The following is a 22,366-nucleotide window of genomic DNA, read 5'->3' as shown; positions in this document are numbered from 1 at the left end:
CTCAGCGGTGAAACAGCCAGCCGTGAGCGTTGCTGGCCAAGCCAGCTGTGGCCTTGATTGGAAGGGTTTTTGCAGGGTTGTTTCATGGGGTTGACACTGCCCCCGAAACGGGGGGAAGGCCCGCAATTCCGGGGGCTTTGCCCCACTAGAGTGTGTCAGTGGGTTAACACTCGGTCGGGCAGGATGGCGCATCGCTATCAAGAAGCGTAGCAACGGCTTGCAAGGCCAGCAACTGACGCTGTGGCCAATTGCCCTCAAGTATCTGGTGCGCCTGATTGTGCTGTTTGAGCCAGGCCAGGCTGTCGTCGAAAAAACGCTGGCGGTCGTTGATGTCGGGTTGGCTGCGCTGGCCATCGGCAACCCAGTCCACCCCCTGTGGGCTCAGCAGCAGGTGCAGGTCGTAGTGCCGTTCAAGCAAGGCTTGTTCCAGCCAGGCCGGGCAGTCATTGAACAAGGCGCGGCTCCAGAGCATGTTGCTGAGCAGGTGGGTGTCGAGGATCAGCAGCGGTGGCGCCTGTTCGCGCGCCCGGTCTTCCCAGGCCAACTGGCCGTGTGCGATGGCAGGGATATCGGCATAGCAGGTATCGCGGCACTCCTGGTCGATGAAGTGGCGCACGTACTCGGCCACCACCACGCCGCCGAAATGCGCCTGGATCACACCGCTGAGCCAGCTCTTGCCGCTGGATTCGGGGCCGCACAGCACCAGGACCTTCATGGCGTGTTGTGTGCTCATGGTTGCGCCAACGCCGGGTCGCGGCGCCATTCCAGCCAACCGCGCACGGCAATCAGGGTGAGCACGGCAAAGAAGCCTGCCGTGAAGTACAGCTGCTGGTGCAGGTACAGGCCTACATAGACGATGTCTACGGCCACCCACAGCGGCCAGCATTGCAGGCGCTTCTGGGCCATCCACAGTTGCGCCACCAGACTGAAACCGGTCAGGGTGGCGTCGAGCCAGGGCAGGACGGCATCGGTCCAGTTGGCCATGGCCGTGCCCAAGGCTGCGCTCAGGAGTACCCCGGCAGCCAGGCCGGCAAATAACGCTGGGCCTTGCAGGCGCGATACCTGGCGGGCGTCCTCGGTGCGGCCGGGGCGTTTCCATTGCCACCAGCCGTACAGTTGCAGGATGGCGTAGGCCAGTTGCAGCAGCATGCCCGAGTACAGCTTTACCTCGTAGAACAGCCAGCCATAGATCAGCACCATGACCAGGCCGATTGGCCAGCACCAGGTGTTTTGTTTGACCGTGAGCCAGACAGCGGTGACGCCGAGGACGGCGGCGATGAGTTCAAGGCCGGACATCGGCGATCCTTGGAGACTGCGGGAGAGGGCCGCGATTGTAGCGGGTCGGCCAGGGAAGGTGTAGGGCGCAAAGCGCCCCCGGCATTTTGGCAGTTATACTCGGAACTGCCGCAGTAATTGCTCTAACTCTTCGCTCAACTGCCCCAATGCCACCCCGGCATCGCTGGACTGGCGCGCCGCATCGGCCGTCTGCTGGGACAGCCCGGCGGTATCCAGCACATTGCGGTTGATCTCCTCGACCACATGCGACTGCTGCAAGGTGGCGCTGGCAATGGAGGCATTCAGCGCGGTCAGGTTGGTCAGTGCCTGGTTGATAGCGTCCAGGCTCGCACCGGCTTCTCGGGCCTGCTCGACGGTTTGGCGCGAGGCTTCGCTGCTGGTGTCGATGGCTTTGACCGCTGCGTCCGACTGGCTTTGCAGGTGTTCGATCATGGTGTGGATCTCGGCCGTCGATTGTGCGGTGCGCTGCGCGAGCAGGCGAACTTCGTCGGCGACCACGGCAAAGCCACGGCCTTGTTCCCCGGCCCGTGCCGCTTCGATGGCAGCATTCAACGCCAGCAGGTTGGTCTGCTCGGCGATGGAGCGGATGACATCGAGCACACCGCCGATGCGCGTGCTGTGGCCGGCCAGATCGCGAATCACCTGCACGGCCTGGTCGATGGTCAGCGACAACCGGTCGATCTGCGCCAGGCTGCTATGAATCGCTTGCTGGCCATGGGTTACCTGCTGCTGTGCGGTGCGCATTTCCCCGGCGGCCTGTTCGGCAGTCTTGGCCACGTCCTGCACGGCATAGGTCACCTCGTTCACGGCGGTGGCTACCTGGTCCATCTGTAGCGATTGTTGGGCGCTGTGCTGCTGTGCGGCGCCTGCATTGTCGCCGACGTGCCCGGCGGACTGGGCCAGCGCGTGGGCCGCCCCTTGCAGCTGGCCGACCACACCCTGCAGCTTGCCGTTGAAACGGTTGAAGTGCTCGCCCAGGTGGGTGATTTCGTCACGGCCGTGGGTGTCCAGGCGCCGAGTCAGGTCGCTTTCGCCGCTGGCGATATTGCCCATGGCCTGCACAGCCTCCTGCAAGGGGCGGGCAATGCTGCGCGCAATCAGCAGGACTACCAGTGCCATCAGCAAGGCAATACCCACACCCACCAGCGAGGCATCGCGCAACTGGCGGGCGAATTCGGCCTGCACGTCATCGACGTACACGCCCGAACCGATGATCCAGCCCCAGGGTTTGAACAGCTGTATATAGGAAGTCTTGGCCACCGGCTCGCTGGCACCGGGTTTGGGCCAGCGGTAGTTGACCGGCCCTGCACCCTGCTGGCGGGCCAAGGCGACCATTTCGTTGAATACGGCAAAGCCGTTGGGGTCGCGAATGGCAGAAAGGTCCTGGCCATCGAGCTTGGGGTTGGCCGGATGCATGATCATCTTTGGCCCCAGGTCGTTGATCCAGAAGTAGTCATCGTGGTCGTAGCGCAACGCACGTACCACCTGCAGTGCCTGTTGCTGGGCGGCTTCGCGGCTGAGCGTGCCGGCCGCCTCCAGCCCTTGGTAATAGGCCAGCACGCCAGCGGCGGTCTGCACCACATGGCGGGTTTTTTCCGCTTTGGCCTGGTAAAGGTCACCGTGGATCTGGCGCAGCATAAGCAGCCCCAGCACCACCAGCATGGCCACCGCCACCACAAGGATCAGCCACAGGCGCCGGCTGATCGACATCGATCTTAACGTGTTCATCCAGGAGCTCCCGCATTGTTCTTTTTATTGAGGTGCATCCAAGCATGCTTTGCGACAGGCCCCCACTCGACTAATGGCTAAGTGCTATCTTTGAAATAGTCTGCAGCAGGTCGCGTAAAGCGATTGCAAAGGCGCTCTGCTAGGATTTCGGCCGCGCAAGATGAAACCTTTAGCGAGCGTGAACTTTTCTACTGGCGTTGCGCCCAACAGTCGCTGTAAAACAGCCGGGCCGCGTGCGGCAAATTCAAGCAAATCAAGAACAAGGGGCCCGCAGCAAGCGGCGCTCCATCCGGGGGAATGATGGATTTTTGGACTGCCTTTCAGGCAATCATCTTAGGCGTGGTCGAAGGGCTGACAGAGTTTCTGCCGATCTCCAGTACCGGGCACCAGATCATCGTCGCCGACCTGATAGGTTTTGGCGGTGAGCGTGCCATGGCATTCAACATCATCATTCAGCTGGCAGCGATCCTGGCGGTGGTGTGGGAGTTTCGTGGCAAAATTTTCGAAGTGGTGTTTGGCCTGGCCAGCCAGCCCAAGGCGCGGCGTTTCACCGGCAACCTGCTGTTGGCGTTCATGCCGGCGGTCGTACTGGGCGTGCTGTTCGCCGACCTGATTCACGAGTACCTGTTCAACCCGATCACCGTGGCGGCGGCATTGGTGGTGGGTGGCGTCATCATGCTCTGGGCCGAGCGCCGCGAGCACCGCGTGCAGGTGGACCATGTGGACGACATGCGCTGGACCCATGCGCTGAAGATCGGCTTCATCCAGTGCCTGGCAATGATTCCGGGCACTTCCCGCTCGGGCTCGACCATCATTGGCGGCCTGCTGTTCGGCTTGTCGCGCAAGGCCGCGACCGAATTTTCGTTCTTTCTGGCGATGCCGACCATGGTCGGTGCGGCGGTGTATTCGGGTTACAAGTACCGTGACCTGTTCCAGCCCAGTGACTTGCCGGTGTTTGCGATTGGCTTCGTGACGTCGTTCATCTTCGCCATGATCGCCGTGCGTGCGTTGCTCAAGTTCATTGCCAACCACAGCTACGCGGCGTTTGCCTGGTATCGCATTGTGTTCGGCGTGCTGATTCTGGCGACCTGGCAGTTCGGCTGGGTTGACTGGTCGACAGCTCATGGCTGAGGTGTTGCGCGGGCAACGGGCGGAGGGCGTACGCAATGTGCGCCTGAAACTGCTGCTGTTGGGGGTATTGTGCCTGTTGCCCGGGTTGGGCGCTGCGCGCATGGCCTGGAACGACCAGGCCTGGTGGCCGTTGGCGCTGTACCCGGCCATGAGCCTGATCAGCCTGTTGCTGTATTGGCAGGATAAGCAACAGGCGCGTACCCAGGCCTGGCGTACGCCCGAGAAAGTGCTGCATGCCAGTGAGCTGTTGGGTGGCTGGCCGGGGGCGCTGGTGGCGCAGCAGGTGTTCCGGCACAAGACCCGCAAGGTTTCATACCAGCTGGTGTGCTGGGGGATTGTGCTGGTGCACCAAGTGTTCTGGGCGGACTGGCTGTTTTTTGAGGGGCGTTATCTGCCCTTTACTTGAGCGCAGCCTGTACCGGCCCCTTCGCGGGCTTGCCTGCGAAGGGGCCGGTACAGGCTGTCTATCTATATCACCAACCCCACCTGCAAGCGCTTCGGCAGCCGGCGCACCACCAGTTGGTGCGAGCGCTGCAACACATCACACAGCTCATCACGCCCCATGGGGTAGGGCAGCGCCATGCTGATCCATTTTGCCCGCGCCAGATAGGGCGCTGGTCGTACCCCTGGGCGGTCGCAATAGCCGAGAAACAGTTCATCGGCCACCTTGAACGACAAACCCGCACCGGCCAGGTCGAGCACGGCGAACATCTTGTTGCCCGCTACTGAAAACACCCGAATGCCACCCCATTTGTAGTCTTCTCGCGCACCCGGCAGGCTCAGGCAAAACGCCGCCACTTGGGCTTCGCTCATCTTCCTTTCAGACATACCGCTCTCCACAAGCTTCGAATGACGCTGCCAGGTGATCGATCCACACCCGCACAGCGGGCAGCAAACCACGCCGGTGCGGATACACGGCCTGCAGATACCCGCCCGGCAATGACCACTCGGGCAGCAGGCGCACCAGCTCGCCGCGTTCCAGTTCTTCTTCGCAGAACATGCTGGGCAGCGCAGTGAACCCTAGTCCGGCCCGTACAGCAGCATTACGTACTACGAAATCATCAATGGCCAGGCGCGGCTCCAAAGCAATTTCCTGCTGCTTGCCCTGTGGACCGAGCAGGCGCAAGTGTACCAAGCGGTCGGCTTCGGCGGCCCCCAGCACGGGCAACGACGCCAACTCTGCAGGTTCGCGAATGTGATCGGCAAACCCGGGGGCAGCCACCAGCTGCATTTGCGCCTGGCGAAGGCGGCGGGTGACCAGCGCCGGGTCTTCATCGCCCAGGTCACGCACGCGCAGCGCTACGTCGATGCCTTCGGAAATCAGGTCGACCCGGCGGTTGAGCAGCACCATGTCCAGTTGCACCAGCGGGTACTGCTCAAGAAAACGGCTGATCACATCTGGCAGGAACGCGTGTGCCAGCGCCACCGGGCATGACACCCGCAAGCGCCCGCGCGGTTCACTGCTCATGCTGGCTACGGCCTCATCGGCAGCTTCGGCTTCCAGCAGCATGGCCTGGCAATGATGCAGGTAGCGTTCACCTACTGCGGTGAGCTTGAGCTGCCGCGTGGTGCGTTGCAGCAAGCGCGTGCCAAGGCGTTCTTCCAGCTCGGCGATACGCCGCGACAGGCGCGACTTGGGGATACCCAGCTGGCGCCCGGCTGCGGCGAATCCACCGGCTTCGACGACGCGCGCGAAGTAAAAGAGGTCGTTAAGGTCTTGCATGGGCCTGTCTCACTGTTCCACCTGTGGGACAAACTAACGCATTTTTGCCTCCTTATCAGCCATTACGCACCCCGCTAGGATTCTCCCCATCGTGATCGCCCACTGGCGCGGTCTTCAATCACAGGAGAGTCCCATGAAACTGTTGCACATCGATTCGAGCATCCTGGGCGACAATTCCGCCTCCCGCCAGCTAAGCCGCGAAGTGGTCGAGGCCTGGAAAGCAGCCGACCCAAGCGTGGAAGTGGTTTACCGTGACCTGGCCGCTGACGCCATCGCCCACTTTTCCGCCGCCACCTTGGTAGCTGCCGGTACCCCTGAAGACATGCGCGATGCTGCCCAGGCTTTTGAAGCCAAGCTCAGTGCTGAAACCCTGGACGAATTCCTGGCTGCTGATGCTGTAGTCATTGGCGCGCCGATGTACAACTTCACAGTACCGACCCAACTCAAGGCCTGGATCGACCGCGTGGCAGTTGCCGGCAAAACGTTCCGCTACACCGAAGCTGGCCCGGAAGGCCTATGTGGCGACAAGAAGGTGGTGCTGGTTTCTACCGCCGGTGGCCTGCACGCTGGCCAGCCGACGGGCGCGGGGCATGAGGACTTCCTGAAAGTGTTCCTGGGCTTCATCGGTGTCACCGACCTGGAAATCGTCCGCGCCCATGGCCTGGCCTATGGCCCGGAACACCGTAGCCAGGCGATTGACGCTGCCCAGGCTCAGATTGCCAACGAGCTGTTTGCTGCTGCCTGATGGCAAGTATGGGGCCCGTCACGGCCCCATTGCCGGTAAGCCGTGTCAGGCCACCGGAATACTCGGATCAGCCGCCGCCAAAGCGGCTGTACGATCTGCCGCTGGCGGGTAGATCCACACGGAGTTGATCTGCGATTTCAACACCTTGGCCTCCGGCGGCGCCACCGCACGCGCCCATCCTTCGGTATACACCGCGCCCCAGGCGCCCAGGTCCAGGCAGGTTACGTACTTGGGTTGGCTGTAGGTTATAGGCGCCACGCCAATCAACTCGGCCGCCGCATCATTGCCCTTGACCTTGAGGTTGCCATCCACATGCAATCGGCCCTGGCGGTCGCGCTCGCCGGTGATCTGTTCGGTGAGCGGGTTGGCCTTGAAACCTACTGTCCAGACCACCGTACTGGCATCGATGCGCTGGCCGTTGTCCAGCAGCACGCCGGCAGGGTCTACCGAGGCCACCGTGGCACCACAGATCCATTCCACGCCCAACGCCTCGCAGGCCTGTTCGATGGCCGGGCGAATGCCGTCACCCAAGGCGGCACCGATTGTTGCGCCGCGGTCGACCACTACTACGCGTAACGCGGCGTCTTCACCCCGGATTTTGCGCAGCCGCGCTGGAAGTTCGGTTGCCGTTTCGATGCCGGTAAAGCCGCCACCGGCCACTACCACGGTGTTGCGTGCCGGTGTGTCGGGCAAGCTGGCCAGGGAGTTGAGGTGGGCTTCCAGGCGTGCGGCGCTGTCGATCTTGTCGACATCGAAGACGTGCTCGATGCCGGCCATGTCAGGCCGGTTGAGCACACTGCCACAGGCCATGATCAGGCGGTCGTAGGGCAGGGCACACTGGGTGCCACTGCGGGTGCGGTAGCTGACGCGGTGGGCCTGTTCATCAATATGGAAAGCTGTGCCTTGCACGAAGCGCTCCTTTTCAAGTTCGGTTAACAAGGTAGACCATGTTGCGGGGCAACGATGTTACGAACGCCTGCAGGCGTGCTTCAGAATGTTGGCGGGTGATCACCTGGTTACCAAGGCTGACCGCATTCGCACTTCATGCAGTAACAGTCACTGTTGCGCAACCCTTGGCCACAACTGTGCTGGTCGCAGCCGAAGGAATAGCCTTATGCTGTAACGAAATATGTCTAGAAAAGCCTGAAGAAGGAACCCGCAATGCCGCTCAAGGACCTGCTCATCGCCCTGGTGGTGATTGTCGCCTGGGGAGTCAACTTCGTGGTCATCAAGGTTGGCCTCGATGGCTTGCCGCCGATGTTGCTGGGGGCATTGCGCTTCTTGTTGGTGGCGTTTCCGGCCATCTTGCTGGTCAGGCGGCCTAAACTGCCGTGGCGCTGGCTGATCGCCTACGGGGCCACCATTTCGCTGGGCCAGTTCGCCTTTCTGTTCCAGGCCATGTACAGCGGCATGCCGCCAGGGCTGGCCTCGTTGATTTTGCAGTCGCAAGCGTTCTTCACCCTCGGTTTCGCGGCATTGTTCCTGGGGGAGCGGCTGCGCTTGGCCAGCGTGCTGGGGCTGCTGGTGGCGGCCAGCGGCCTGGCATTGATCGGCAGCGAAGACGGTGGCCATGTACCCATGCTGGCGCTGGTGCTGACCCTGTGCGGCGGTGCCATGTGGGGCCTGGGTAACATCATCACTCGGCGGTTTGGTTCGGTTGACCTGGTAGCACTGGTGATCTGGGGCGGCCTGATCCCGCCGTTGCCGTTCCTGGCGTTGTCCTGGTGGCTGGAAGGGCCTGAGCGCATTGGCCATGCGCTGGCCAATATCAGCTGGAGCTCGGTGCTGGCGTTGGCGTACCTGGCCTTTGTCGCCACCATGCTTGGCTACAGCTTGTGGAGCAAGCTGTTGTCACGCCACCCGGCTGGCAAGGTGGCACCTTTTTCGTTGCTGGTGCCGGTGATTGGCCTGAGTTCGTCGGCATTGCTGCTGGGCGAACGGCTGACCGCAACCCAAGGTTGGGGGGCATTGCTGGTGATGGTCGGGTTGCTGGTGAACGTGTTTGGCGCGCGCGTTGGCCAACGCTTGCGCGCGGCCAACGCGTAAAGCGGCCCCATCTGCCGGACTGCGCTCTGTTAGAATCGGCCTCTTTTGCCAGGCCAGCGGAGCGCACCCATGATCATTTCCACCACCAGCCAGCTCGAAGGCCGCCCGATTGCCGAATACCTGGGCGTGGTCAGCTCCGAATCGGTGCAGGGCATCAACTTCGTGCGCGATTTCTTTGCACGCTTTCGTGATGTGTTCGGCGGCCGTTCGCAAACCCTGGAGAGCGCGCTGCGCGAGGCGCGCGAGCAGGCAACCGAAGCACTCAAGGCTCGGGCACGCCAGTTGCAAGCCGATGCGGTAGTGGGTGTGGATTTCGAGATCAGCATGCCGTCGGTACAGGGCGGTATGGTCGTGGTATTTGCCACCGGTACGGCAGTGCGCTTGAAGTAGAGCGGGTTGCCACTGGTCGGCTGCCGGAATCTTGTCCGGGCGGTCCGCAAATGACCAGCTAGTCTCATTTTCACAGGCCGCGTTTCCTGGGCAGCTCTTCTGGTTGCCGACGCGACCGCCACTGGAGGGAGACAGGGCATGAGCGAATCCTTTTTCGAAGACCTGAATGACGCGTTCCCTATCAACAGCCAGGTGCGTTGCGGCCAGGCGGCCTTTCGCCTGGGCTTCGCCCACATGACGCTGGATGATTCCGAACAGCTCCAGCCTGCACACCTGCAGCGCAGCAAAAAAGGCCGCTTCATGCCGCGGGTTCCGCTGAAGAAGTGAATCCCGCCCCCCCGGACATGACCCCGCTGAATGGCGGGGTTTTTATTGCGCTTTGTTGATCCGCCTCATGGCATTGCCGGGTAGCACTCGCCGGCTGGCCGAGGTTGTGGTTTTCTGGCGGGGCATTCCAGTAACGGAGGATTGAATGCTCATGCGAGTCAGGGAAAAGACCTATTGGCAGTGGGCCGACGCCCAACTGCACAGCCGCAGCCACGATGAAGCCCTCAGTGACGGCACCACGCTGGATGTGCAGGTGCGCCTGTCGCGCCTGGGGGCCACCCAGCTGTTTTTGGGGTTGTACGCTGGAGATGGGCGTGCACTGCTGGAGGAGTACTACCCGACACGGCCGGGCGAGACCATGACCCGCGCCCTGGTATGGGGTGTCGACCGCGCCCGGGCGATGGCAACCGGTGCCTTGCCCTTGCCAGAAACCTGCAGCCGGCGGCGCCAGGCATGAAAAAGCCCGGCCAAAGTGGGCCGGGCTCAGGTAAAGGCGGGAACCCTCAATTGAGCGGTTCGATCACCTTGACTGCCTGCTGCTCACGGGCAGCGGGCCATTCTTGTTGCAGGGTCTGCAGCACGCGGCCAACGAACTCGGTGTCGGCGGCGGCCTTCTTGCCGACGTAGCCCTGGCCACGGCGGTAGACCTTGAAGCGTGCACGCATGCTGGGCAGGTGCTCTTCAAATTCATCTTCGACGGTGTTCGGTGGCAGGCGGTCGAGGCGCACTTCACCGGTTTGGCTGACCCACAGCAGGTGGTCGTCAAGGCTGTCTTTGCGCACGGCGAACAGCTGGGCCAATTGGTCGATAGTCGGATTGTTGTTCAAGTTCATCATAAAGCCCCCATTACCCATTCGTAGGTGATTTTCACAGTTGGCGCTATCACGGTGTAGCGCACTACCAAGGCTGCTACAGCAGCATCGCAACAGGGGCTTTCTCACGCTGCCTTTTGGACAGTTTCCCTCTCCACGGACGGCCTGCGTTACCGCGCAGGCCGTCTGGAACACCCTTGCCACCGCTCCCGATCGGGGAGACGGCTTCATCATGCACAAGGGCGATGAACGGCGTCAACCATTTTGTAGTGAATATTTTTTGGCACTACATTTCTGTCGTTTTGTTCGACAATCGCTGCTCGTACTACAGGCCGGACAGTATCTCGAAGGCGGCGCGCACCCGCGCTTCGTTCGGGTAGTTTCGGTTGGCCAGCAACACGATAGCCAGCTGTTCGGAAGGCACGAACGCGGCGTAGGCACCAAAACCGTTGGTTGAACCGGTTTTGTTGTACCAGGCAGCCGGCTGGGCGGGCAGGGCCGGTTGCAAGCGTGTGGTTGCCTGGGGTTCACGGATCAGCCGCGGGCTGTTGCCATCGACCAGCGTGGCCAGGGTTGCCGGGTAGGGGTAGCGTTCCCAGCCCAGGCCCTGCGTCATGGCGCCGACCTGGAAGTAGCCTTGCTGGGTGATGTCGATGGCTTTCACCAGTGTCGCTGGCAAGCCTTCAGGCTGCATATGCAGGCGCACGTAACGTAGCAAGTCGCTGGCACTGCTCTTGATGCCGTAGGCTTCGTCGGCGTACGGGCCGGGGCGGACGCGCACCGGTTTTTCGGCGGCATCGTACCCTTGGGCATAAAGGCCCTGGGCGCTGGCCGGGATGTGCAGGTAGGTGTTCTCAAGGCCCATTTTCGGCAGCAGGCCTTCGGTCATCAGTGTGGCAAATGGCTGGTGCTGCGCGCGGGCGGCAAGGTCACCAAACAAGCCAAGGCTAGGATTGGAATAGCAGCGTTGCGTACCGGGCTTGGCGTGGGGCTGCCAGTGTTGGAAGAAATCGACGACCTGCTGCGGGGTTTGCACCGCATCCGGGAACTGCAAGGGCAGGCAGTCGGCACTGTAGGCGCCCAGTTCCAGCACCGTGGCGTCGCCGATGGGCGTGCCGGCCAGCGCCGGGTGGTAGCGCTTGGCCGGCGCTGTGAGGTCCAGCTGGCCCTCGGCACTGGCCAGTGCAGCCAGGGTGGCGGTGTAGGTCTTGCTCAGCGAACCGATCTCGAACAGCGTGTCACGGCTCACCGGCACGTTGTCGGCCTTGCTGGCCACGCCGTAGCTGAAGTAGTGCGCGTGGTCGCGGGCGTAGATGGCCACGGCCATGCCGCTGATGCCTTGCGCCTGCATCAGTGGGCGGATGATACGGTCTACCTTGGCTTGCAGCTGGTCATCGGCCTGGGCGTTGGCATGGCCCAACGTGAGGGTAATGGCGGCCGCAAGCGCGGCCAGGCGGGAGAGGGGCATGGTGGGATCCTTTTGTGGCGTGTGTCCGTTGAGCGATACCGGTGGGGGTTCCGGCGTTAGCGGCGAAAAGCCGCAGACCTTATCGTTTGCCCTTGCACAATGACAAGATGGACACAGTGATGAAGTATTTGCGCATGTTATTCGACAATTTCACCCTGGCCTTGCTCGGGGTGGTGCTGATTGCCACCGTGTTGCCTTGCTCGGGCGATGGCGCAGTGTATTTCGGTTGGCTGACCAACCTGGCCATCGGCCTGCTGTTCTTCCTGCACGGCGCCAAGCTGTCGCGTGAGGCGATCATTGCCGGTGCCGGGCACTGGCGCCTGCACCTGCTGGTGTTCTCCTGCACGTTCGTGCTGTTCCCGCTGCTGGGCCTGGCCTTCAAGCCGCTGTTCGTGCCGCTGGTGGGCAATGAACTGTACCTGGGCGTGCTCTACCTGTGTGCCTTGCCGGCTACCGTGCAGTCGGCCATCGCGTTCACTTCGCTGGCCCGTGGCAATGTGCCGGCGGCCATTTGCAGTGCTGCCGCGTCCAGCCTGCTGGGTATCTTCCTTACCCCGTTGCTAGTGATGATGCTGCTGGGCGCCAGTGGCGACACCGGCTCTGGCCTGGATGCCGTGCTGAAGATCACCCTTCAACTGCTGGTGCCGTTCGTGGCGGGGCAGATTGCGCGGCGCTGGATCGGCGCCTGGGTCAAGCGCAATGCCCGTTGGCTCAAGGTGGTGGACCAGGGCTCGATCCTGCTGGTGGTGTACACCGCCTTCAGCGAGGCAGTCGTCACCGGGCTGTGGCACACGGTATCGCCGCAGCACCTGGCCGGGTTGTTCGCCGTGTGCGGGATTTTGCTGGCGGTGGTGCTGTTTGGCACTCGCCTGCTGGGCAAGATGCTGGGCTTTGACCTGGAAGACCGTATCACCATCCTGTTCGCCGGCTCCAAGAAGAGCCTGGCGACCGGCGTACCGATGGCCCAGGTGTTGTTCGTGGGCAGCGGCATTGGCGCGATGATCTTGCCGCTGATGCTGTTCCATCAGATCCAGTTGATGGTCTGCGCGGTGCTGGCGCAGCGTTATGCCAGCCGAGAGCAGGTGGCAGAAGAGGCATCGGCGGCGTCCTGAAAAACCAAGCGCAGCGGGCGCGCCCACAGCGTCGCGTACCGCTGCAGCTATCTGGCCTGGCCCGAGCCGTGTTCGCGCAATGCCTTGCCCACCTCTGCCTCGATCTTGTAGGCCGGTCCCTCCAGGTCGTCGTAGTTGCGCGTATAGCGCCGGGCGAATTCCTCTACCCCCAGTTCCTGATATTGCTGCACATGCTTGAGCTCATGCGCCCACAGGGCAACGTTGTTTTCGGCATCGTCGGCCCGGCGGAAGATGATCGTGTCGATCAGCGTCACAGCGTTCACATCAGGATTTTGCAACAATGCATTGGCCGCGCTCATCTGCTGTTCGTCACCCACCCGGAAGCGCGCTGCGTCAAGCACGGCAAAGTCGTACCAGGGTTCGAGTTGCGCCCTGATATGCAGCGGGATCGGCTCGACGCCGTTGGCGGTGGCCTCATCCCTGGCCTGGCGCAAGGCGAACGTCAGGCTGGAAGACGCCATGACCTCCACATCCTTGAGAATCTGGCCGGCCTGACCAGGGTCTATCGGCGCACAAAAACACCCCATCAGGCACACTTGGTATTGCCCGGGTGGGCACGCTTGATCGGCAAGCGCGGGCAGCGCCAGCGTGAGGCCCAGTAGCAGGCTAATCCGCTTCATGCAGGGCCTTTTCGACAAACTGGCGGCTTGCGTCCAGCACCTGCGACTGCACACGCTCAGTGGCCAGCATACGCCCGACCATCAACGCACCGACGCATTGGCTGATGAGCACCCAGGCCAGTTGATCATCCTCCAGTGTTGCACTCCAGGCCTGATGCAGGCTGACCAGCCAGTGCTCGGCCTCTTCGCGCACGGGGGCGGCGGCCCGGGCGATTTCCACACCTAGCGGCGGCAGCGGGCAGCCACCCTCGGCATTGTGCAGGTGTGCCAGGCTCAGGTACTGCTGCAGGCAACGGCCCAGCCGCTCGCGGCTTGCCCCCGAACTGGCCAGGCGTGCCAGCGGGCTGTTGCACAGCTCCTGGCGCACCACTTCAGTGAACAGGTCGTCTTTGGACGGGAAGTGGTTGTAGAAGGCGCCGCCGGTCAAGCCGATCGCTTTCATCAGCCCGGCCACGCCGGTGCTGGAAAAGCCTCCCCGCTTGGCCAGCGCGCCGCTGCTGGCCAGCAGCCGCTCGCGGGTTTGCTGTTTGTGTTCATTGGAGTAGCGCATTGACATGCCTCTGCTGGCGGGCTTGACGATAACCGCGATCTTAACATAGCGTTCGTTTACTAAACGATCATTTACCAATGGAGACAGGCATGGCAGAACAACAAAAAGCAGTGCTGGTGATTGGTGCGGGCGACGCCACCGGGGGTGAGATTGCCAAGCGCTTTGCCCGCGAGGGTTATGTCGCTTGCGTGACCCGGCGCCAGGCCGAAAAACTGCAACCGCTGCTGGAGGAAATACACGCTGCCGGCGGCAAGGCCCATGGGTTTGGTTCTGATGCGCGCAAGGAGGATGAAGTGGCCGCGCTGGTCGAGACTATCGAGCGTGATATTGGCCCTATCGAGGCGTTTGTCTTCAACATCGGCGCCAATGTTCCCTGCAGCATCCTTGAAGAAACCCCGCGCAAGTACTTCAAGATCTGGGAAATGGCCTGCTTTGCCGGTTTTCTCACGGCTCAAGCAGTTGCCCGGCGCATGGTCCAACGTGAGCGTGGCACCATTCTGTTCACTGGCGCCACCGCTGGCACGCGTGGTGCAGCCGGGTTCGCCGCTTTTGCCGGGGCCAAGCATGGCCTGCGTGCCCTGGCCCAGAGCATGGCGCGCGAGCTGGGGCCGCGGAACATCCATGTCGCGCATGTGGTGGTAGACGGGGCCATCGACACGGCATTCATCCGTGACAGCTTCCCCGAGCGTTACGCCCTCAAGGATCAGGATGGCATTCTTGACCCCGCGCACATTGCCGACAGCTACTGGTTCTTGCACGCCCAGCCGCGAGATGCCTGGACATTCGAACTGGACCTGCGCCCCTGGATGGAACGTTGGTAAGCCCCTCTCACCCAGCAAGGACCGAAACCCATGCACAACACTGTCGATTTCTATTTTGACCTGGGCAGCCCGGCCAGCTACCTGGCCTGGACGCAACTGCCGGGCCTGTGCGCTCGCCAGGGTGCCACACTGCGCTACCGGCCAATTTTGCTGGGGGGCGTTTTCCAGGCGACTGGCAATGCTTCGCCGGCCATGATCCCGGCCAAGGGCCGCTACATGTTCACCGACCTGGCGCGCTTTGCCGCACGTTATGGCGTGCCGTTCGGCATGCCGCCGGGGTTCCCGGTCAATACGCTGAGCTTGATGCGCGGCGTGATCGGCACCCAGTTGCATTCACCGGAGCGGTTCGAGTCGTTGCTGTCGGCGCTGTTCAATGGGCTGTGGGCGCAGCGGCGTAACCTGGGCGACAGCGCCATTCTGGATGAAGCACTGACAGCGGCAGGCTTCGATCCAAAGGCTTTTCACGCACTGACGGCTGACGTTGAAGTGAAGGCGGCGCTCAAGCAGGCGACCGAGGCGTCTGTGGCGCGTGGGGTATTTGGTGCGCCGACCTGTTTTGTGGGTGAGGCGATGTTCTTTGGGCAGGACCGCCTGGACTTTGTCGAGGAGGCGTTGAGTCAAGGGGCTAGCAGCTTTTCCAGCTGAGTGCGCTCCCACAGGCTTAGCAGGTCGACCGGGTTGGTGCCGTAGCGCTGCCAATCTTCGAGCCCGGCTTGCTGGCCGCCCGGGGCATGGCAGTGGACGCAGTGTGCAAGGCCTTCGGCATCCATGGCCAACGTCAATCGCCAACCCTGAATGCTCACATCGACCAGGCTATCAGCGTGGCGTGCACACACTTCAAGTGGGTGCACGCCCAAGGCTGCGTTGCGCAGGCATTGATAAATGTCGCGCGTGTTCAGCGAGGCCCGTTGCGTCAAGGTCAGAAATTCGCCGGGGTGTTGGCGCTGATGATCTCGGCCTCGTCCGGGCCAATGTTCTTGAAACTGTGCGGCAGGGTAGTGGGAATGTAGTAGCCATCGCCCGAGTTGAGGACGCTGACCTGGCCATCGACCCACAGCTCCACGGTGCCGCGAGTGACCAGGCCACATTCTTCGCCCTCGGCATGCACGATTGGCTCGCCCGAGTCGGCGCCGGGGGCATACAGTTCGCGCAGCATGCGCATCTGTCGGCCTTCGACACTTGCACCGACCAGCAACATGCGCAGGCCGTTGCGGCCCAAGTCGGGCTGTTCGCCACCCCGGAACACATAGCGCTCTTCACGCACCGGCTCGTCGAAGCTGAAAAACTCCGCCAGGCTCATGGGAATGCCTTCAAGCAGTTTTTTCAGGGAGCTGACCGAAGGGCTGACGCGATTCTGCTCGATCTGCGAGATCGTCGAATTGGTCAGCCCGCTGCGACGGGCCAGTTCCCGTTGGGAGAGGTTGTTGCGTTCACGCACCAGTTTGAGTCGCGTCCCCGTGTCCATAGCCGCCTTGTAATCAGAGGTGTCAATAATAATGAGCGATGCGCATTAAAACACACTCTGCGCGCTTGCGCGCTGTGCTTCTCAAAGCCGCTGTTCACGCGGCATCGGCCACAACCCGACCAGTAACAACAGCACGGCCACGGCCAGGAATGGCAAGCGCGGATCGAGCGCATACACCAAGGTACCGGCCAGCGGCCCGATCACGGCGCCCATGCCTTGTGCCGCGCCAATGGAGCCGGCTGTAGCGCCTTGTTCAGACGCCTGCATGGCATTGGCCGCCAGCGCTGAGAACGACGGGAAGACAAAGCCCATGCCGGCTGCCGCGACGAAGTAGCACGCCCATAGCCAAGGTGCGGTAGCCGCGAGCGAGCCGCAGGCAAAGCCTATGGCCGAAACCGTGGCGCCTACCCGGATCATCTTCAGCGGCGGCCATTCCAGCTTGCGCAGCAGTATCTGCGACAGCATCAGCGCCACGCCTACGGTAGTCAGCGCGATGCCGGCGGCCTGGGCCGCTTCTGCCGGGCCCAGGTGCAGGCGGTCGAGGGCGAAGAAACCGACGACGATCTGCGACACGGTGACACTGAGCATGGCGCTGAACGCCACCAGTAAGGGCCGGCGCAGGCGCGGGTCGCCTAACCGCACCGGGCTGGGGGCGTGGCTGTGGGGCAGGGCCTGCGGCTTGAGGGTGAACAGCAGCACAAGGAAGGCGCTGGCCGGCAGCAGTGACATGATATGGAATGGCAGGCTCAGGCTATGCCGCGCCAGTAGCGCAGCCAGCGCTGGCCCGACCACCAGACCGACGGCGTTGGCCGCCCCTAGCGAGGCCATGGCGCGCGCGCGCCGCTGCGGCTCGACATGGTCGGCGATCAGTGCGTTGCAGCCTACCGGAATGGCGGCATAGAAAGCGCCGATACAGCCGCGCGCGACCATCAGGCCGAAGAAGGCCAGGGTCGCCCCTGGCATGAAGCGCAGTGCACCTTCAACGAACAGGCACAATAGCCAGTACGCCAGGGTGAACCCCGCAGTGCCCAGCAACAGAATGCGCCGGCGGCCCAGCCGGTCTGAAGCCCGGCCCCAGGGCCGGGCCAGCAGCACCCAAACCACGCCGGCCATCGTTACGGCGGCCCCGGCCTGCCAGGTGGCCATGCCGAGTTGGCGGGCGATCGGGCCGATCAGGGCGACGAAGGCCATCATCGACATGGTACAGGCCATGTTGGCCAGCAGCAGTGGACGCAAGTCCAGCGTGCTGGCAGGTAGGAAGGTTGCAGAATCCTTTGCGACGTTCATGGGCAGTCCAGGGTAGTGCGGCAAGTGAAAGCCGATCTTATTAAGAACGGTTATCGTTTGTCGAACCCCTGGGCTGCTACCGGTCAGTCGCTGCGACGCAGGGGGCCAGGCCACATGCTACGCAACACGCCGTCGCGGCGCACCCACGCGTGCATCAAAGCCGCCGCCACATGCACCAGCACCGTGGCGAACAGCAGGTAGCCAGCCCAGCCATGGGCCTGGCGCAGCACGGCATACAACTGCAGGTTGTGCGGGGCGATGGCGGGCAAGCCCAACGGGCGAGGGTAGTCGCCGGCCGACAGCATGGCCCAGCCCAGCAACGGCATGGCCAGCATCAGGGCATAGAGCAACAGGTGCGAGGCCCCGGCGGCCCGGCGCTGCAGTGTCGGTAGCGCCTGCGGCAGCGGCGGGTGAGGCACGGCCAGGCGTACAGCGATGCGCAGCACGACCAGTACCAGCAGGGCCAGGCCGGTGGCCTTGTGCAGGCTGATCAGCACGGGGTGGCGCGGTGACAGGTCGGCGACCATGCTTACGCCGATGAACAACATGGCCAGGATCAGCACGGCCATCAACCAGTGCAGCAAACGGGCGAACGGGTGGAAGGCTTCTGGTCTCATGGCTGGGCTCCGGTGCTGAGCGATTCACGGCTGCGACGATTGAACGATTCCGAATAGGCGGCGGAACGGGCGGCGAGAATCGTGTCGCCTGACGCCTCGATGCCGTGTGGCAGAATCAGCGGGTCGAAGTTGAGGTCGCGGCAGGCTCCTTGTTCCGGGGCGTCGACGTGCTCCAGCACCAGGGTGCCGGCGTCTACACTGCGCCGCTCGGTGGGCCAGGGGCGGGCAGGATCGTCCACTGCATCGCCCGGGTCGGCCAGCACCAGGCGCAGCGTCCAGCGTAGCGGGGCTTGGGCCAAGCGCTGCTGCAGGTCGTGTTGCAGGAACTGCTTGTCATCTACTTGGGCAGGCAACGCGGCAAACGCGGCTTGCGGCTCAAGCTGCCAGCGCACCGGGTGGGCCACCCCGGCCGGGTCGATCAGGCGGAAGGCATTGATGCTGTGGTATTGCGTGCTGGCGAAGCTGTCGCTGGGCTTGTAGCTGGCCGCCCATTGGCGAAACGCCGCGCTTTCCGGGTGGGCAGCAAAGAACGCCTGTAGCCTGGCGGGGTCCGGCTTGTGGGTGGTTGGGTCTGGTGCGCCCGCCAGCACTTGCTCGTAGAACCCTTGTGGGGTGCTGACCGCCAGCACTGGCGGGTTGTTCATGCCGGTGCGCCAGACTTGGCCGTCGTCGGTGCTCAGCTGAATCGCCAGGCTGCGTACCGGAATGCCGGTGTCCGGGGCAAACGGGTTGGCACCGCCGATGGCGAAACGGCCGATCACCGGCACCCGGGACTGGCTGAATGCTCGCGCCGTGGACAGCTTGGCGGCCTGCCCGCTGGCCTGGAAGTAGCCGCTGACGCACAGGCCTTTGGCGTGGTTCTTGCGGTAGCCCGGGTAATGCCCGGCCTGGGCTTCGAAGGTGTCGATGATGCGCTGCGGCGTCAGCCGGCTTTCGCCGAGCCAGCCGGCGGCATAGGCAAAGCCGGCGCCTGCGGCCAGCATCACGGCGCCGATGGCAGCCAGGCGCAACGCTTTGGCCGGGCCGTGCAAGGGTGAGTTCATGGTCATCGTCCGGTTGGGGGAATGTGCCGGTACGACGGCTCAGGGAAAAACTTATTCCATCGGCGGGAATAGAATTTGCTGCCAGGCGTCTGCCTTTTACACTGACAACTTCAAAGGCCGGGACTTTGCCATGCACGATCTGGACGACCACCAGTGGCGCGAGCTGCTGGCCCGCCTGCGCCGCTTTGCCGTGTGGCTGACCCGCGAGCCGGGCAGCGCCGACGACCTGGTGCAGGCCACGGTCGAGCGGGCCTTGAGCCGGCGTGACCAGCAACGCGATGCTGATGCGCTGCGCGCCTGGCTGTTCACCATTCTTTATCGGCAGTTTCTCGACGGTAAGCGCCGCGAGCGCCTGCATGCGCGCTGGTTGTCCTGGTTCGGCCGCGCCGAGCGTGACGACGAGCCGGTTGGCGACAACCTCGAAGCCATTGTCCTGGCCCAGGCCGACCTGCAGGCGTTTGCCCGGCTGTCGGCAGAGCAGCGCGCCCTGATGTTGCTGGTCAGCATCGAAGGTTTGAGTTACAAGGAGGCCGCCCAGGCCTTGGGTATCCCCATCGGCACTGTGATGTCGCGCCTGTCGCGCGCGCGCAATGCCTTGCGCGAACTGACCGAGGGCAACCCGCAGCCCCCGGCCTTGCGGAGACTGAAATGACGCGCCTGATCCCCAGCGAAGACGAATTGCACGCTTACGTCGATGAGCGCCTTGGGCCTGTGCGCCGGGCCGAGGTGCAGGCCTGGCTGGCGGCCAACCCACAGGCTGCGGAGCGGGTGGAAGGCTGGCGTGCCGATGCCCGCCGGTTGCGTACCGCGTTGGCCGGGTTTGGCGAAATGCCCGGGGCCGCGCAGTTGGACCTTGGGCAGTTGCGGCGGCAATTGCGCCAGCGTCGTCAGCGACGCTGGGCGACGGCGGCGGTGGTGATGCTGGCATTGGGTGTGGGAGGGCTGGGCGGCTGGCAAGTGCGCGATGCCACCCTGGCGCGGGTCGACCTGCCCATGGCCGATGCCGTCCAGGCACACCGCTTGTTTGCCGGCAGTCAGGCGCTGGATATCCAGGCCAGCGACCCGGGGCAGTTGCGCGACTGGCTGGGTCGGCACTTCAGCCGCGTGGGTCAATTGCCGGATTTGGCGGGCTATGGCTTCAAACCGGTAGGCGCTCGCTTGCTCAGCAACGAGCAAGGGCCGGCGGCACTGCTGGTGTTTGAAGATGGCAAAGGCCAGCGCATCAGCCTGTTCCTGCGTTCACCGGGCGAGCTTTATCGGCGCATGCCGGACGGGCAGCGGGTCGATGGCCAGCTGGAGGCAAGGTATTGGTCGCATGGGGCTTACAACTTTGCCTTGGTCAGCGCGGCGGACGATGTGCGCGGGGCGGGGGTGGGAGAGGCGTTGCGGTTGGGGTTGTGAGTGGTGAGAACTGGATCTTGTAGTGCTTGTGAGATCGAGCGCCGCCCGCGCGGCGCTCGATATCGCAAGCACCGCAAACCTCAAGGCAAGCTCACAATTGTCCCGACGATCAGCCCAGCTCCAACCAGATCGGCGCATGGTCCGACGGCTTTTCCATCCCGCGCAGTTCATAGTCCACGCCCGCTGCCTTGATCCGTGGCACCAGCTGCTGCGAAGCCATGATCAGGTCGATGCGCAGCCCACGCTTGGGATCGTCCTCGAAACCACGGCTGCGGTAGTCGAACCAGCTGAAGCGGTCGGTGACATCCGGGTAAAGGTGACGGAAGCTGTCGACCAGCCCCCAGCCTTTCAACCGCTCCATCCACTCACGCTCTTCCGGCAGGAAGCTGCACTTGCCGGTCTTCAGCCAGCGCTTGGCGTTGTCCGGGCCGATGCCGATATCGCAGTCCTGCGGCGAAATGTTCATGTCGCCCATCACCAGCAGTGGCTGGTCGTTGCGGAACTGGCCCTCCAGCAGTGCCTGCAGGTCGCTGTAGAAGCGCTGTTTGGCCGGGAACTTGGTGGGGTGGTCGCGGCTTTCGCCCTGGGGGAAATAGCCATTCATGATGGTGATCGGGTTGCCATCGGCATCGCTGAAGGTGCCCCAGATAAAGCGGCGTTGGGCGTCTTCTTCATCGGTTGCAAAGCCTTTTTGCACGCTAAGCGGTGCCTGGCGCGACAGCAGGGCCACGCCGTAGTGGCCTTTCTGGCCATGGTAGTGCACGTGGTAACCCAGTGCCTGCACGTCGGCCAGCGGGAACTGATCGTCGCTGACCTTGGTTTCCTGCAGGCCGATCACGTCCGGCTGGTGCTTTTCGATCAGCGCCGCCAGCTGGTGCGGGCGGGCCCGCAGGCCGTTGATGTTGAAACAGACGATCTTCATGGAAAGATAATCCCGGTAAAAGGCGCGATGCTAGCCGACATCGCCCGTCATCACCAGCGTGGCGGCCGGGCGAACCTGCTGCTAACGTGCTGTTGGGGGTGAACGAAGCGCGCAGGGGCACCTCCAAGGCACTGTATGCTCATTCCAGGAGGTCTGCCCGCAATGCCCGATACCAACGCCGCCCCGGCCCGTGTCTGCTTGCTCGATGATGGTTACAGCCGCGAGGCGCGTTCGCTGCTGTACAACGCCTACCGCCATGAACCCACCTTTGCCTATATTTTCGAGGCCCAGCGCCCAGGGTATGAGCGGCGTCTTCGGGTGATGGTGCGCGAATGGGTGCGCCAGCATTTCTACCTGCAACTGCCTGCCATCGGCCTGCTGGTGGAGGACCGCCTGATCGCCCTGGCACTGATCGTGCCGCCGCTGCGCCGGCTGGGCGTGGCCGACAGCTGGGCCTGGCGCCTGCGCATGATCCTGGGTACGGGCCCGCGCTGCACGCGGCGCTACATGGACTATCAGGCCGCGCTGGCTACCTGCCTGCCCACTGACCAGGTGCATGTACTGCCGTTGTTGGGCGTACACCCGCAGTTCCAGGGCAAGCACTACGGTGAGCAATTATTACAAGCTGTGCATGACTGGTGCGCGGACGACCCTAGCACCCAGGGTGTAGTGCTGGACACCGGCAACGAGCATTACCTGGCCTTTTACCAGCGTCAGGGTTATGAGGAAATTGGCGAGGTGGCTGTAGGACCCATCCGGGAAAGGGTGTTCTTCCATCCGAATCCTGTCTCTTCAAATTCCGCTTTTGCCTGAACAGGCTGCCAGGCGGCTCCCTTGAGCG

The 22,366-nt window shown here is 63.2% G+C and carries 28 protein-coding genes and 1 pseudogene; 13 read left to right on the top strand and 16 right to left on the bottom strand.

The features are described 5' to 3' along the window. Nucleotides 1-163: 163 nt before the first annotated feature. The 3 genes from D8767_RS15895 to mcpP all read right to left on the bottom strand — a co-directional run bounded on the left by D8767_RS15895 (nucleotide 164) and on the right by mcpP (nucleotide 3,024). Nucleotides 164-733: an AAA family ATPase gene (locus D8767_RS15895; protein WP_016714142.1), complete on the bottom strand. Its 570-nt coding sequence runs from the start codon at nucleotides 731-733 to the stop codon at nucleotides 164-166. After that, on the bottom strand, nucleotides 730-1,296 hold the full coding sequence (gene pnuC / locus D8767_RS15890; RefSeq protein WP_016714141.1) for a nicotinamide riboside transporter PnuC: 567 nt from the start codon (nucleotides 1,294-1,296) through the stop codon (nucleotides 730-732). The genes D8767_RS15895 and pnuC overlap by 4 nt, the downstream gene beginning before the upstream one ends. A gap of 93 nt (nucleotides 1,297-1,389) precedes the next feature. Then, on the bottom strand, nucleotides 1,390-3,024 hold the full coding sequence (gene mcpP / locus D8767_RS15885; RefSeq protein ID WP_016714140.1) for a methyl-accepting chemotaxis protein McpP: 1,635 nt from the start codon (nucleotides 3,022-3,024) through the stop codon (nucleotides 1,390-1,392). Between the two features lie 300 nt (nucleotides 3,025-3,324). Between mcpP and D8767_RS15880 the strand changes: the two genes are divergently transcribed. After that, nucleotides 3,325-4,155, top strand: coding sequence for an undecaprenyl-diphosphate phosphatase (locus D8767_RS15880; RefSeq protein ID WP_016714139.1), 831 nt, complete (start codon nucleotides 3,325-3,327; stop codon nucleotides 4,153-4,155). After that, a complete protein-coding gene (locus D8767_RS15875; RefSeq protein ID WP_016714138.1) occupies nucleotides 4,148-4,561 on the top strand; it encodes a DUF1294 domain-containing protein in 414 nt (137 codons plus the stop codon). Before D8767_RS15880 ends, D8767_RS15875 begins: the two co-directional genes overlap by 8 nt. Before the next feature lie 62 nt (nucleotides 4,562-4,623). On the opposite strand, the gene D8767_RS15870 is transcribed toward D8767_RS15875, so the two are convergent. Together D8767_RS15870 and D8767_RS15865 are read right to left on the bottom strand one after the other, a co-directional pair. Beyond that, on the bottom strand, nucleotides 4,624-4,983 hold the full coding sequence (locus D8767_RS15870) for an MmcQ/YjbR family DNA-binding protein (protein WP_016714137.1): 360 nt from the start codon (nucleotides 4,981-4,983) through the stop codon (nucleotides 4,624-4,626). Next, nucleotides 4,976-5,878, bottom strand: coding sequence for a LysR substrate-binding domain-containing protein (locus D8767_RS15865; RefSeq protein ID WP_016714136.1), 903 nt, complete (start codon nucleotides 5,876-5,878; stop codon nucleotides 4,976-4,978). The genes D8767_RS15870 and D8767_RS15865 overlap by 8 nt, the downstream gene beginning before the upstream one ends. Before the next feature lie 133 nt (nucleotides 5,879-6,011). Between D8767_RS15865 and D8767_RS15860 the strand changes: the two genes are divergently transcribed. After that, entirely contained in the window at nucleotides 6,012-6,623 is a 612-nt protein-coding gene (locus tag D8767_RS15860; protein ID WP_016714135.1) for an FMN-dependent NADH-azoreductase, read from the top strand. Between the two features lie 45 nt (nucleotides 6,624-6,668). Here D8767_RS15860 and D8767_RS15855 read toward each other — a convergent pair. Then, nucleotides 6,669-7,538: pseudogene (locus D8767_RS15855) on the bottom strand (NAD(P)/FAD-dependent oxidoreductase); the annotation flags it as partial. A 246-nt stretch (nucleotides 7,539-7,784) separates the two neighbouring features. Between D8767_RS15855 and D8767_RS15850 the strand changes: the two are divergent. The 4 genes from D8767_RS15850 to D8767_RS15835 all read left to right on the top strand — a co-directional run bounded on the left by D8767_RS15850 (nucleotide 7,785) and on the right by D8767_RS15835 (nucleotide 9,843). Continuing rightward, the gene (locus D8767_RS15850) at nucleotides 7,785-8,669 is read left to right on the top strand and encodes an O-acetylserine/cysteine exporter (protein ID WP_016714133.1); all 885 of its coding nucleotides are present in this window, start codon (nucleotides 7,785-7,787) and stop codon (nucleotides 8,667-8,669) included. A 69-nt stretch (nucleotides 8,670-8,738) separates the two neighbouring features. Then, nucleotides 8,739-9,059, top strand: coding sequence for a YbjQ family protein (locus tag D8767_RS15845; protein ID WP_016714132.1), 321 nt, complete (start codon nucleotides 8,739-8,741; stop codon nucleotides 9,057-9,059). A 138-nt stretch (nucleotides 9,060-9,197) separates the two neighbouring features. Continuing rightward, the gene (locus D8767_RS15840; RefSeq protein WP_003253897.1) at nucleotides 9,198-9,386 is read left to right on the top strand and encodes a hypothetical protein; all 189 of its coding nucleotides are present in this window, start codon (nucleotides 9,198-9,200) and stop codon (nucleotides 9,384-9,386) included. A gap of 145 nt (nucleotides 9,387-9,531) precedes the next feature. Further along, nucleotides 9,532-9,843 carry a hypothetical protein gene (locus D8767_RS15835; RefSeq protein ID WP_016714131.1) on the top strand — a complete coding sequence of 104 codons (312 nt, stop codon included), beginning with the start codon at nucleotides 9,532-9,534 and terminating at the stop codon, nucleotides 9,841-9,843. Between the two features lie 46 nt (nucleotides 9,844-9,889). Here D8767_RS15835 and D8767_RS15830 read toward each other — a convergent pair whose 3' ends face one another. Further along, nucleotides 9,890-10,222 (bottom strand): hypothetical protein, encoded by a 333-nt coding sequence (locus D8767_RS15830; protein WP_003253895.1) that lies wholly within the window; start codon nucleotides 10,220-10,222, stop codon nucleotides 9,890-9,892. A gap of 301 nt (nucleotides 10,223-10,523) precedes the next feature. Continuing rightward, on the bottom strand, nucleotides 10,524-11,666 hold the full coding sequence (gene ampC / locus D8767_RS15825; protein WP_016714130.1) for a class C beta-lactamase: 1,143 nt from the start codon (nucleotides 11,664-11,666) through the stop codon (nucleotides 10,524-10,526). Nucleotides 11,667-11,785: 119 nt separating this feature from the next. Here ampC and D8767_RS15820 point away from each other — a divergent pair, with 119 nt between their 5' ends. Continuing rightward, nucleotides 11,786-12,778, top strand: coding sequence for a bile acid:sodium symporter family protein (locus D8767_RS15820; RefSeq protein ID WP_372237738.1), 993 nt, complete (start codon nucleotides 11,786-11,788; stop codon nucleotides 12,776-12,778). Between the two features lie 47 nt (nucleotides 12,779-12,825). On the opposite strand, the gene D8767_RS15815 is transcribed toward D8767_RS15820, so the two are convergent. Together D8767_RS15815 and D8767_RS15810 are read right to left on the bottom strand one after the other, a co-directional pair. After that, nucleotides 12,826-13,419 carry a DUF4157 domain-containing protein gene (locus tag D8767_RS15815; RefSeq protein ID WP_016714128.1) on the bottom strand — a complete coding sequence of 198 codons (594 nt, stop codon included), beginning with the start codon at nucleotides 13,417-13,419 and terminating at the stop codon, nucleotides 12,826-12,828. Further along, nucleotides 13,406-13,969: a TetR/AcrR family transcriptional regulator gene (locus D8767_RS15810; RefSeq protein ID WP_016714127.1), complete on the bottom strand. Its 564-nt coding sequence runs from the start codon at nucleotides 13,967-13,969 to the stop codon at nucleotides 13,406-13,408. Before D8767_RS15810 ends, D8767_RS15815 begins: the two co-directional genes overlap by 14 nt. Nucleotides 13,970-14,058: 89 nt before the next feature. Here D8767_RS15810 and D8767_RS15805 point away from each other — a divergent pair, with 89 nt between their 5' ends. Both D8767_RS15805 and D8767_RS15800 read left to right on the top strand, forming a co-directional pair. Then, nucleotides 14,059-14,790, top strand: a complete 732-nt coding sequence (locus D8767_RS15805) for an SDR family oxidoreductase (RefSeq protein ID WP_016714126.1) — start codon at nucleotides 14,059-14,061, stop codon at nucleotides 14,788-14,790. Nucleotides 14,791-14,820: 30 nt separating this feature from the next. Beyond that, nucleotides 14,821-15,435, top strand: coding sequence for a 2-hydroxychromene-2-carboxylate isomerase (locus D8767_RS15800; protein WP_016714125.1), 615 nt, complete (start codon nucleotides 14,821-14,823; stop codon nucleotides 15,433-15,435). Here the strand turns inward: D8767_RS15800 and D8767_RS15795 are convergent. The 5 genes from D8767_RS15795 to D8767_RS15775 all read right to left on the bottom strand — a co-directional run bounded on the left by D8767_RS15795 (nucleotide 15,408) and on the right by D8767_RS15775 (nucleotide 19,208). Next, nucleotides 15,408-15,707, bottom strand: a complete 300-nt coding sequence (locus tag D8767_RS15795; protein WP_016714124.1) for a hypothetical protein — start codon at nucleotides 15,705-15,707, stop codon at nucleotides 15,408-15,410. The two genes, D8767_RS15800 and D8767_RS15795, sit on opposite strands and share 28 nt — an antisense overlap. A 2-nt stretch (nucleotides 15,708-15,709) precedes the next feature. Beyond that, a complete protein-coding gene (locus D8767_RS15790; RefSeq protein WP_003248033.1) occupies nucleotides 15,710-16,255 on the bottom strand; it encodes a cupin domain-containing protein in 546 nt (181 codons plus the stop codon). A gap of 81 nt (nucleotides 16,256-16,336) precedes the next feature. Next, the gene (locus tag D8767_RS15785) at nucleotides 16,337-17,542 is read right to left on the bottom strand and encodes an MFS transporter (RefSeq protein WP_016714123.1); all 1,206 of its coding nucleotides are present in this window, start codon (nucleotides 17,540-17,542) and stop codon (nucleotides 16,337-16,339) included. A gap of 83 nt (nucleotides 17,543-17,625) precedes the next feature. Next, nucleotides 17,626-18,159 carry a cytochrome b gene (locus tag D8767_RS15780; RefSeq protein WP_016714122.1) on the bottom strand — a complete coding sequence of 178 codons (534 nt, stop codon included), beginning with the start codon at nucleotides 18,157-18,159 and terminating at the stop codon, nucleotides 17,626-17,628. Then, complete coding sequence (locus D8767_RS15775; protein ID WP_016714121.1) at nucleotides 18,156-19,208, bottom strand: catalase family peroxidase; 1,053 nt, start codon at nucleotides 19,206-19,208, stop codon at nucleotides 18,156-18,158. Before D8767_RS15775 ends, D8767_RS15780 begins: the two co-directional genes overlap by 4 nt. A gap of 124 nt (nucleotides 19,209-19,332) precedes the next feature. Here D8767_RS15775 and D8767_RS15770 point away from each other — a divergent pair, with 124 nt between their 5' ends. Together D8767_RS15770 and D8767_RS15765 are read left to right on the top strand one after the other, a co-directional pair. Continuing rightward, the gene (locus tag D8767_RS15770) at nucleotides 19,333-19,854 is read left to right on the top strand and encodes a sigma-70 family RNA polymerase sigma factor (protein WP_016714120.1); all 522 of its coding nucleotides are present in this window, start codon (nucleotides 19,333-19,335) and stop codon (nucleotides 19,852-19,854) included. Further along, nucleotides 19,851-20,603 (top strand): anti-sigma factor, encoded by a 753-nt coding sequence (locus D8767_RS15765; protein ID WP_016714119.1) that lies wholly within the window; start codon nucleotides 19,851-19,853, stop codon nucleotides 20,601-20,603. The genes D8767_RS15770 and D8767_RS15765 overlap by 4 nt, the downstream gene beginning before the upstream one ends. A gap of 109 nt (nucleotides 20,604-20,712) precedes the next feature. Here D8767_RS15765 and xthA read toward each other — a convergent pair whose 3' ends face one another. Then, nucleotides 20,713-21,525 (bottom strand): exodeoxyribonuclease III, encoded by an 813-nt coding sequence (gene xthA, locus D8767_RS15760; protein WP_016714118.1) that lies wholly within the window; start codon nucleotides 21,523-21,525, stop codon nucleotides 20,713-20,715. Nucleotides 21,526-21,687: 162 nt separating this feature from the next. Between xthA and D8767_RS15755 the strand changes: the two genes are divergently transcribed. Continuing rightward, nucleotides 21,688-22,338 carry an N-acetyltransferase gene (locus tag D8767_RS15755; RefSeq protein ID WP_016714117.1) on the top strand — a complete coding sequence of 217 codons (651 nt, stop codon included), beginning with the start codon at nucleotides 21,688-21,690 and terminating at the stop codon, nucleotides 22,336-22,338. Nucleotides 22,339-22,366 lie beyond the last annotated feature (28 nt).

Source organism: Pseudomonas sp. LTGT-11-2Z, from assembly GCF_003691445.1.
Taxonomy (GTDB): Bacteria; Pseudomonadota; Gammaproteobacteria; order Pseudomonadales; family Pseudomonadaceae; genus Aquipseudomonas; species Aquipseudomonas monteilii.
The sequence above is the reverse complement of the archived record's forward strand: the minus strand, read 5'-3'. Positions and strand labels throughout refer to the sequence as shown.

Coding starts and splice junctions, on each gene's coding strand:
- D8767_RS15895 (WP_016714142.1), bottom strand. CDS start 733: ATGAGCACACAACACGCCATGAAGGTCCTGGTGCTGTGCGGCCCCGAA.
- pnuC (WP_016714141.1), bottom strand. CDS start 1,296: ATGTCCGGCCTTGAACTCATCGCCGCCGTCCTCGGCGTCACCGCTGTC.
- mcpP (WP_016714140.1), bottom strand. CDS start 3,024: ATGAACACGTTAAGATCGATGTCGATCAGCCGGCGCCTGTGGCTGATC.
- D8767_RS15880 (WP_016714139.1), top strand. CDS start 3,325: ATGGATTTTTGGACTGCCTTTCAGGCAATCATCTTAGGCGTGGTCGAA.
- D8767_RS15875 (WP_016714138.1), top strand. CDS start 4,148: ATGGCTGAGGTGTTGCGCGGGCAACGGGCGGAGGGCGTACGCAATGTG.
- D8767_RS15870 (WP_016714137.1), bottom strand. CDS start 4,983: ATGTCTGAAAGGAAGATGAGCGAAGCCCAAGTGGCGGCGTTTTGCCTG.
- D8767_RS15865 (WP_016714136.1), bottom strand. CDS start 5,878: ATGCAAGACCTTAACGACCTCTTTTACTTCGCGCGCGTCGTCGAAGCC.
- D8767_RS15860 (WP_016714135.1), top strand. CDS start 6,012: ATGAAACTGTTGCACATCGATTCGAGCATCCTGGGCGACAATTCCGCC.
- D8767_RS15850 (WP_016714133.1), top strand. CDS start 7,785: ATGCCGCTCAAGGACCTGCTCATCGCCCTGGTGGTGATTGTCGCCTGG.
- D8767_RS15845 (WP_016714132.1), top strand. CDS start 8,739: ATGATCATTTCCACCACCAGCCAGCTCGAAGGCCGCCCGATTGCCGAA.
- D8767_RS15840 (WP_003253897.1), top strand. CDS start 9,198: ATGAGCGAATCCTTTTTCGAAGACCTGAATGACGCGTTCCCTATCAAC.
- D8767_RS15835 (WP_016714131.1), top strand. CDS start 9,532: ATGCTCATGCGAGTCAGGGAAAAGACCTATTGGCAGTGGGCCGACGCC.
- D8767_RS15830 (WP_003253895.1), bottom strand. CDS start 10,222: ATGATGAACTTGAACAACAATCCGACTATCGACCAATTGGCCCAGCTG.
- ampC (WP_016714130.1), bottom strand. CDS start 11,666: ATGCCCCTCTCCCGCCTGGCCGCGCTTGCGGCCGCCATTACCCTCACG.
- D8767_RS15820 (WP_372237738.1), top strand. CDS start 11,786: ATGAAGTATTTGCGCATGTTATTCGACAATTTCACCCTGGCCTTGCTC.
- D8767_RS15815 (WP_016714128.1), bottom strand. CDS start 13,419: ATGAAGCGGATTAGCCTGCTACTGGGCCTCACGCTGGCGCTGCCCGCG.
- D8767_RS15810 (WP_016714127.1), bottom strand. CDS start 13,969: ATGCGCTACTCCAATGAACACAAACAGCAAACCCGCGAGCGGCTGCTG.
- D8767_RS15805 (WP_016714126.1), top strand. CDS start 14,059: ATGGCAGAACAACAAAAAGCAGTGCTGGTGATTGGTGCGGGCGACGCC.
- D8767_RS15800 (WP_016714125.1), top strand. CDS start 14,821: ATGCACAACACTGTCGATTTCTATTTTGACCTGGGCAGCCCGGCCAGC.
- D8767_RS15790 (WP_003248033.1), bottom strand. CDS start 16,255: ATGGACACGGGGACGCGACTCAAACTGGTGCGTGAACGCAACAACCTC.
- D8767_RS15785 (WP_016714123.1), bottom strand. CDS start 17,542: ATGAACGTCGCAAAGGATTCTGCAACCTTCCTACCTGCCAGCACGCTG.
- D8767_RS15780 (WP_016714122.1), bottom strand. CDS start 18,159: ATGAGACCAGAAGCCTTCCACCCGTTCGCCCGTTTGCTGCACTGGTTG.
- D8767_RS15775 (WP_016714121.1), bottom strand. CDS start 19,208: ATGACCATGAACTCACCCTTGCACGGCCCGGCCAAAGCGTTGCGCCTG.
- D8767_RS15770 (WP_016714120.1), top strand. CDS start 19,333: ATGCACGATCTGGACGACCACCAGTGGCGCGAGCTGCTGGCCCGCCTG.
- D8767_RS15765 (WP_016714119.1), top strand. CDS start 19,851: ATGACGCGCCTGATCCCCAGCGAAGACGAATTGCACGCTTACGTCGAT.
- xthA (WP_016714118.1), bottom strand. CDS start 21,525: ATGAAGATCGTCTGTTTCAACATCAACGGCCTGCGGGCCCGCCCGCAC.
- D8767_RS15755 (WP_016714117.1), top strand. CDS start 21,688: ATGCCCGATACCAACGCCGCCCCGGCCCGTGTCTGCTTGCTCGATGAT.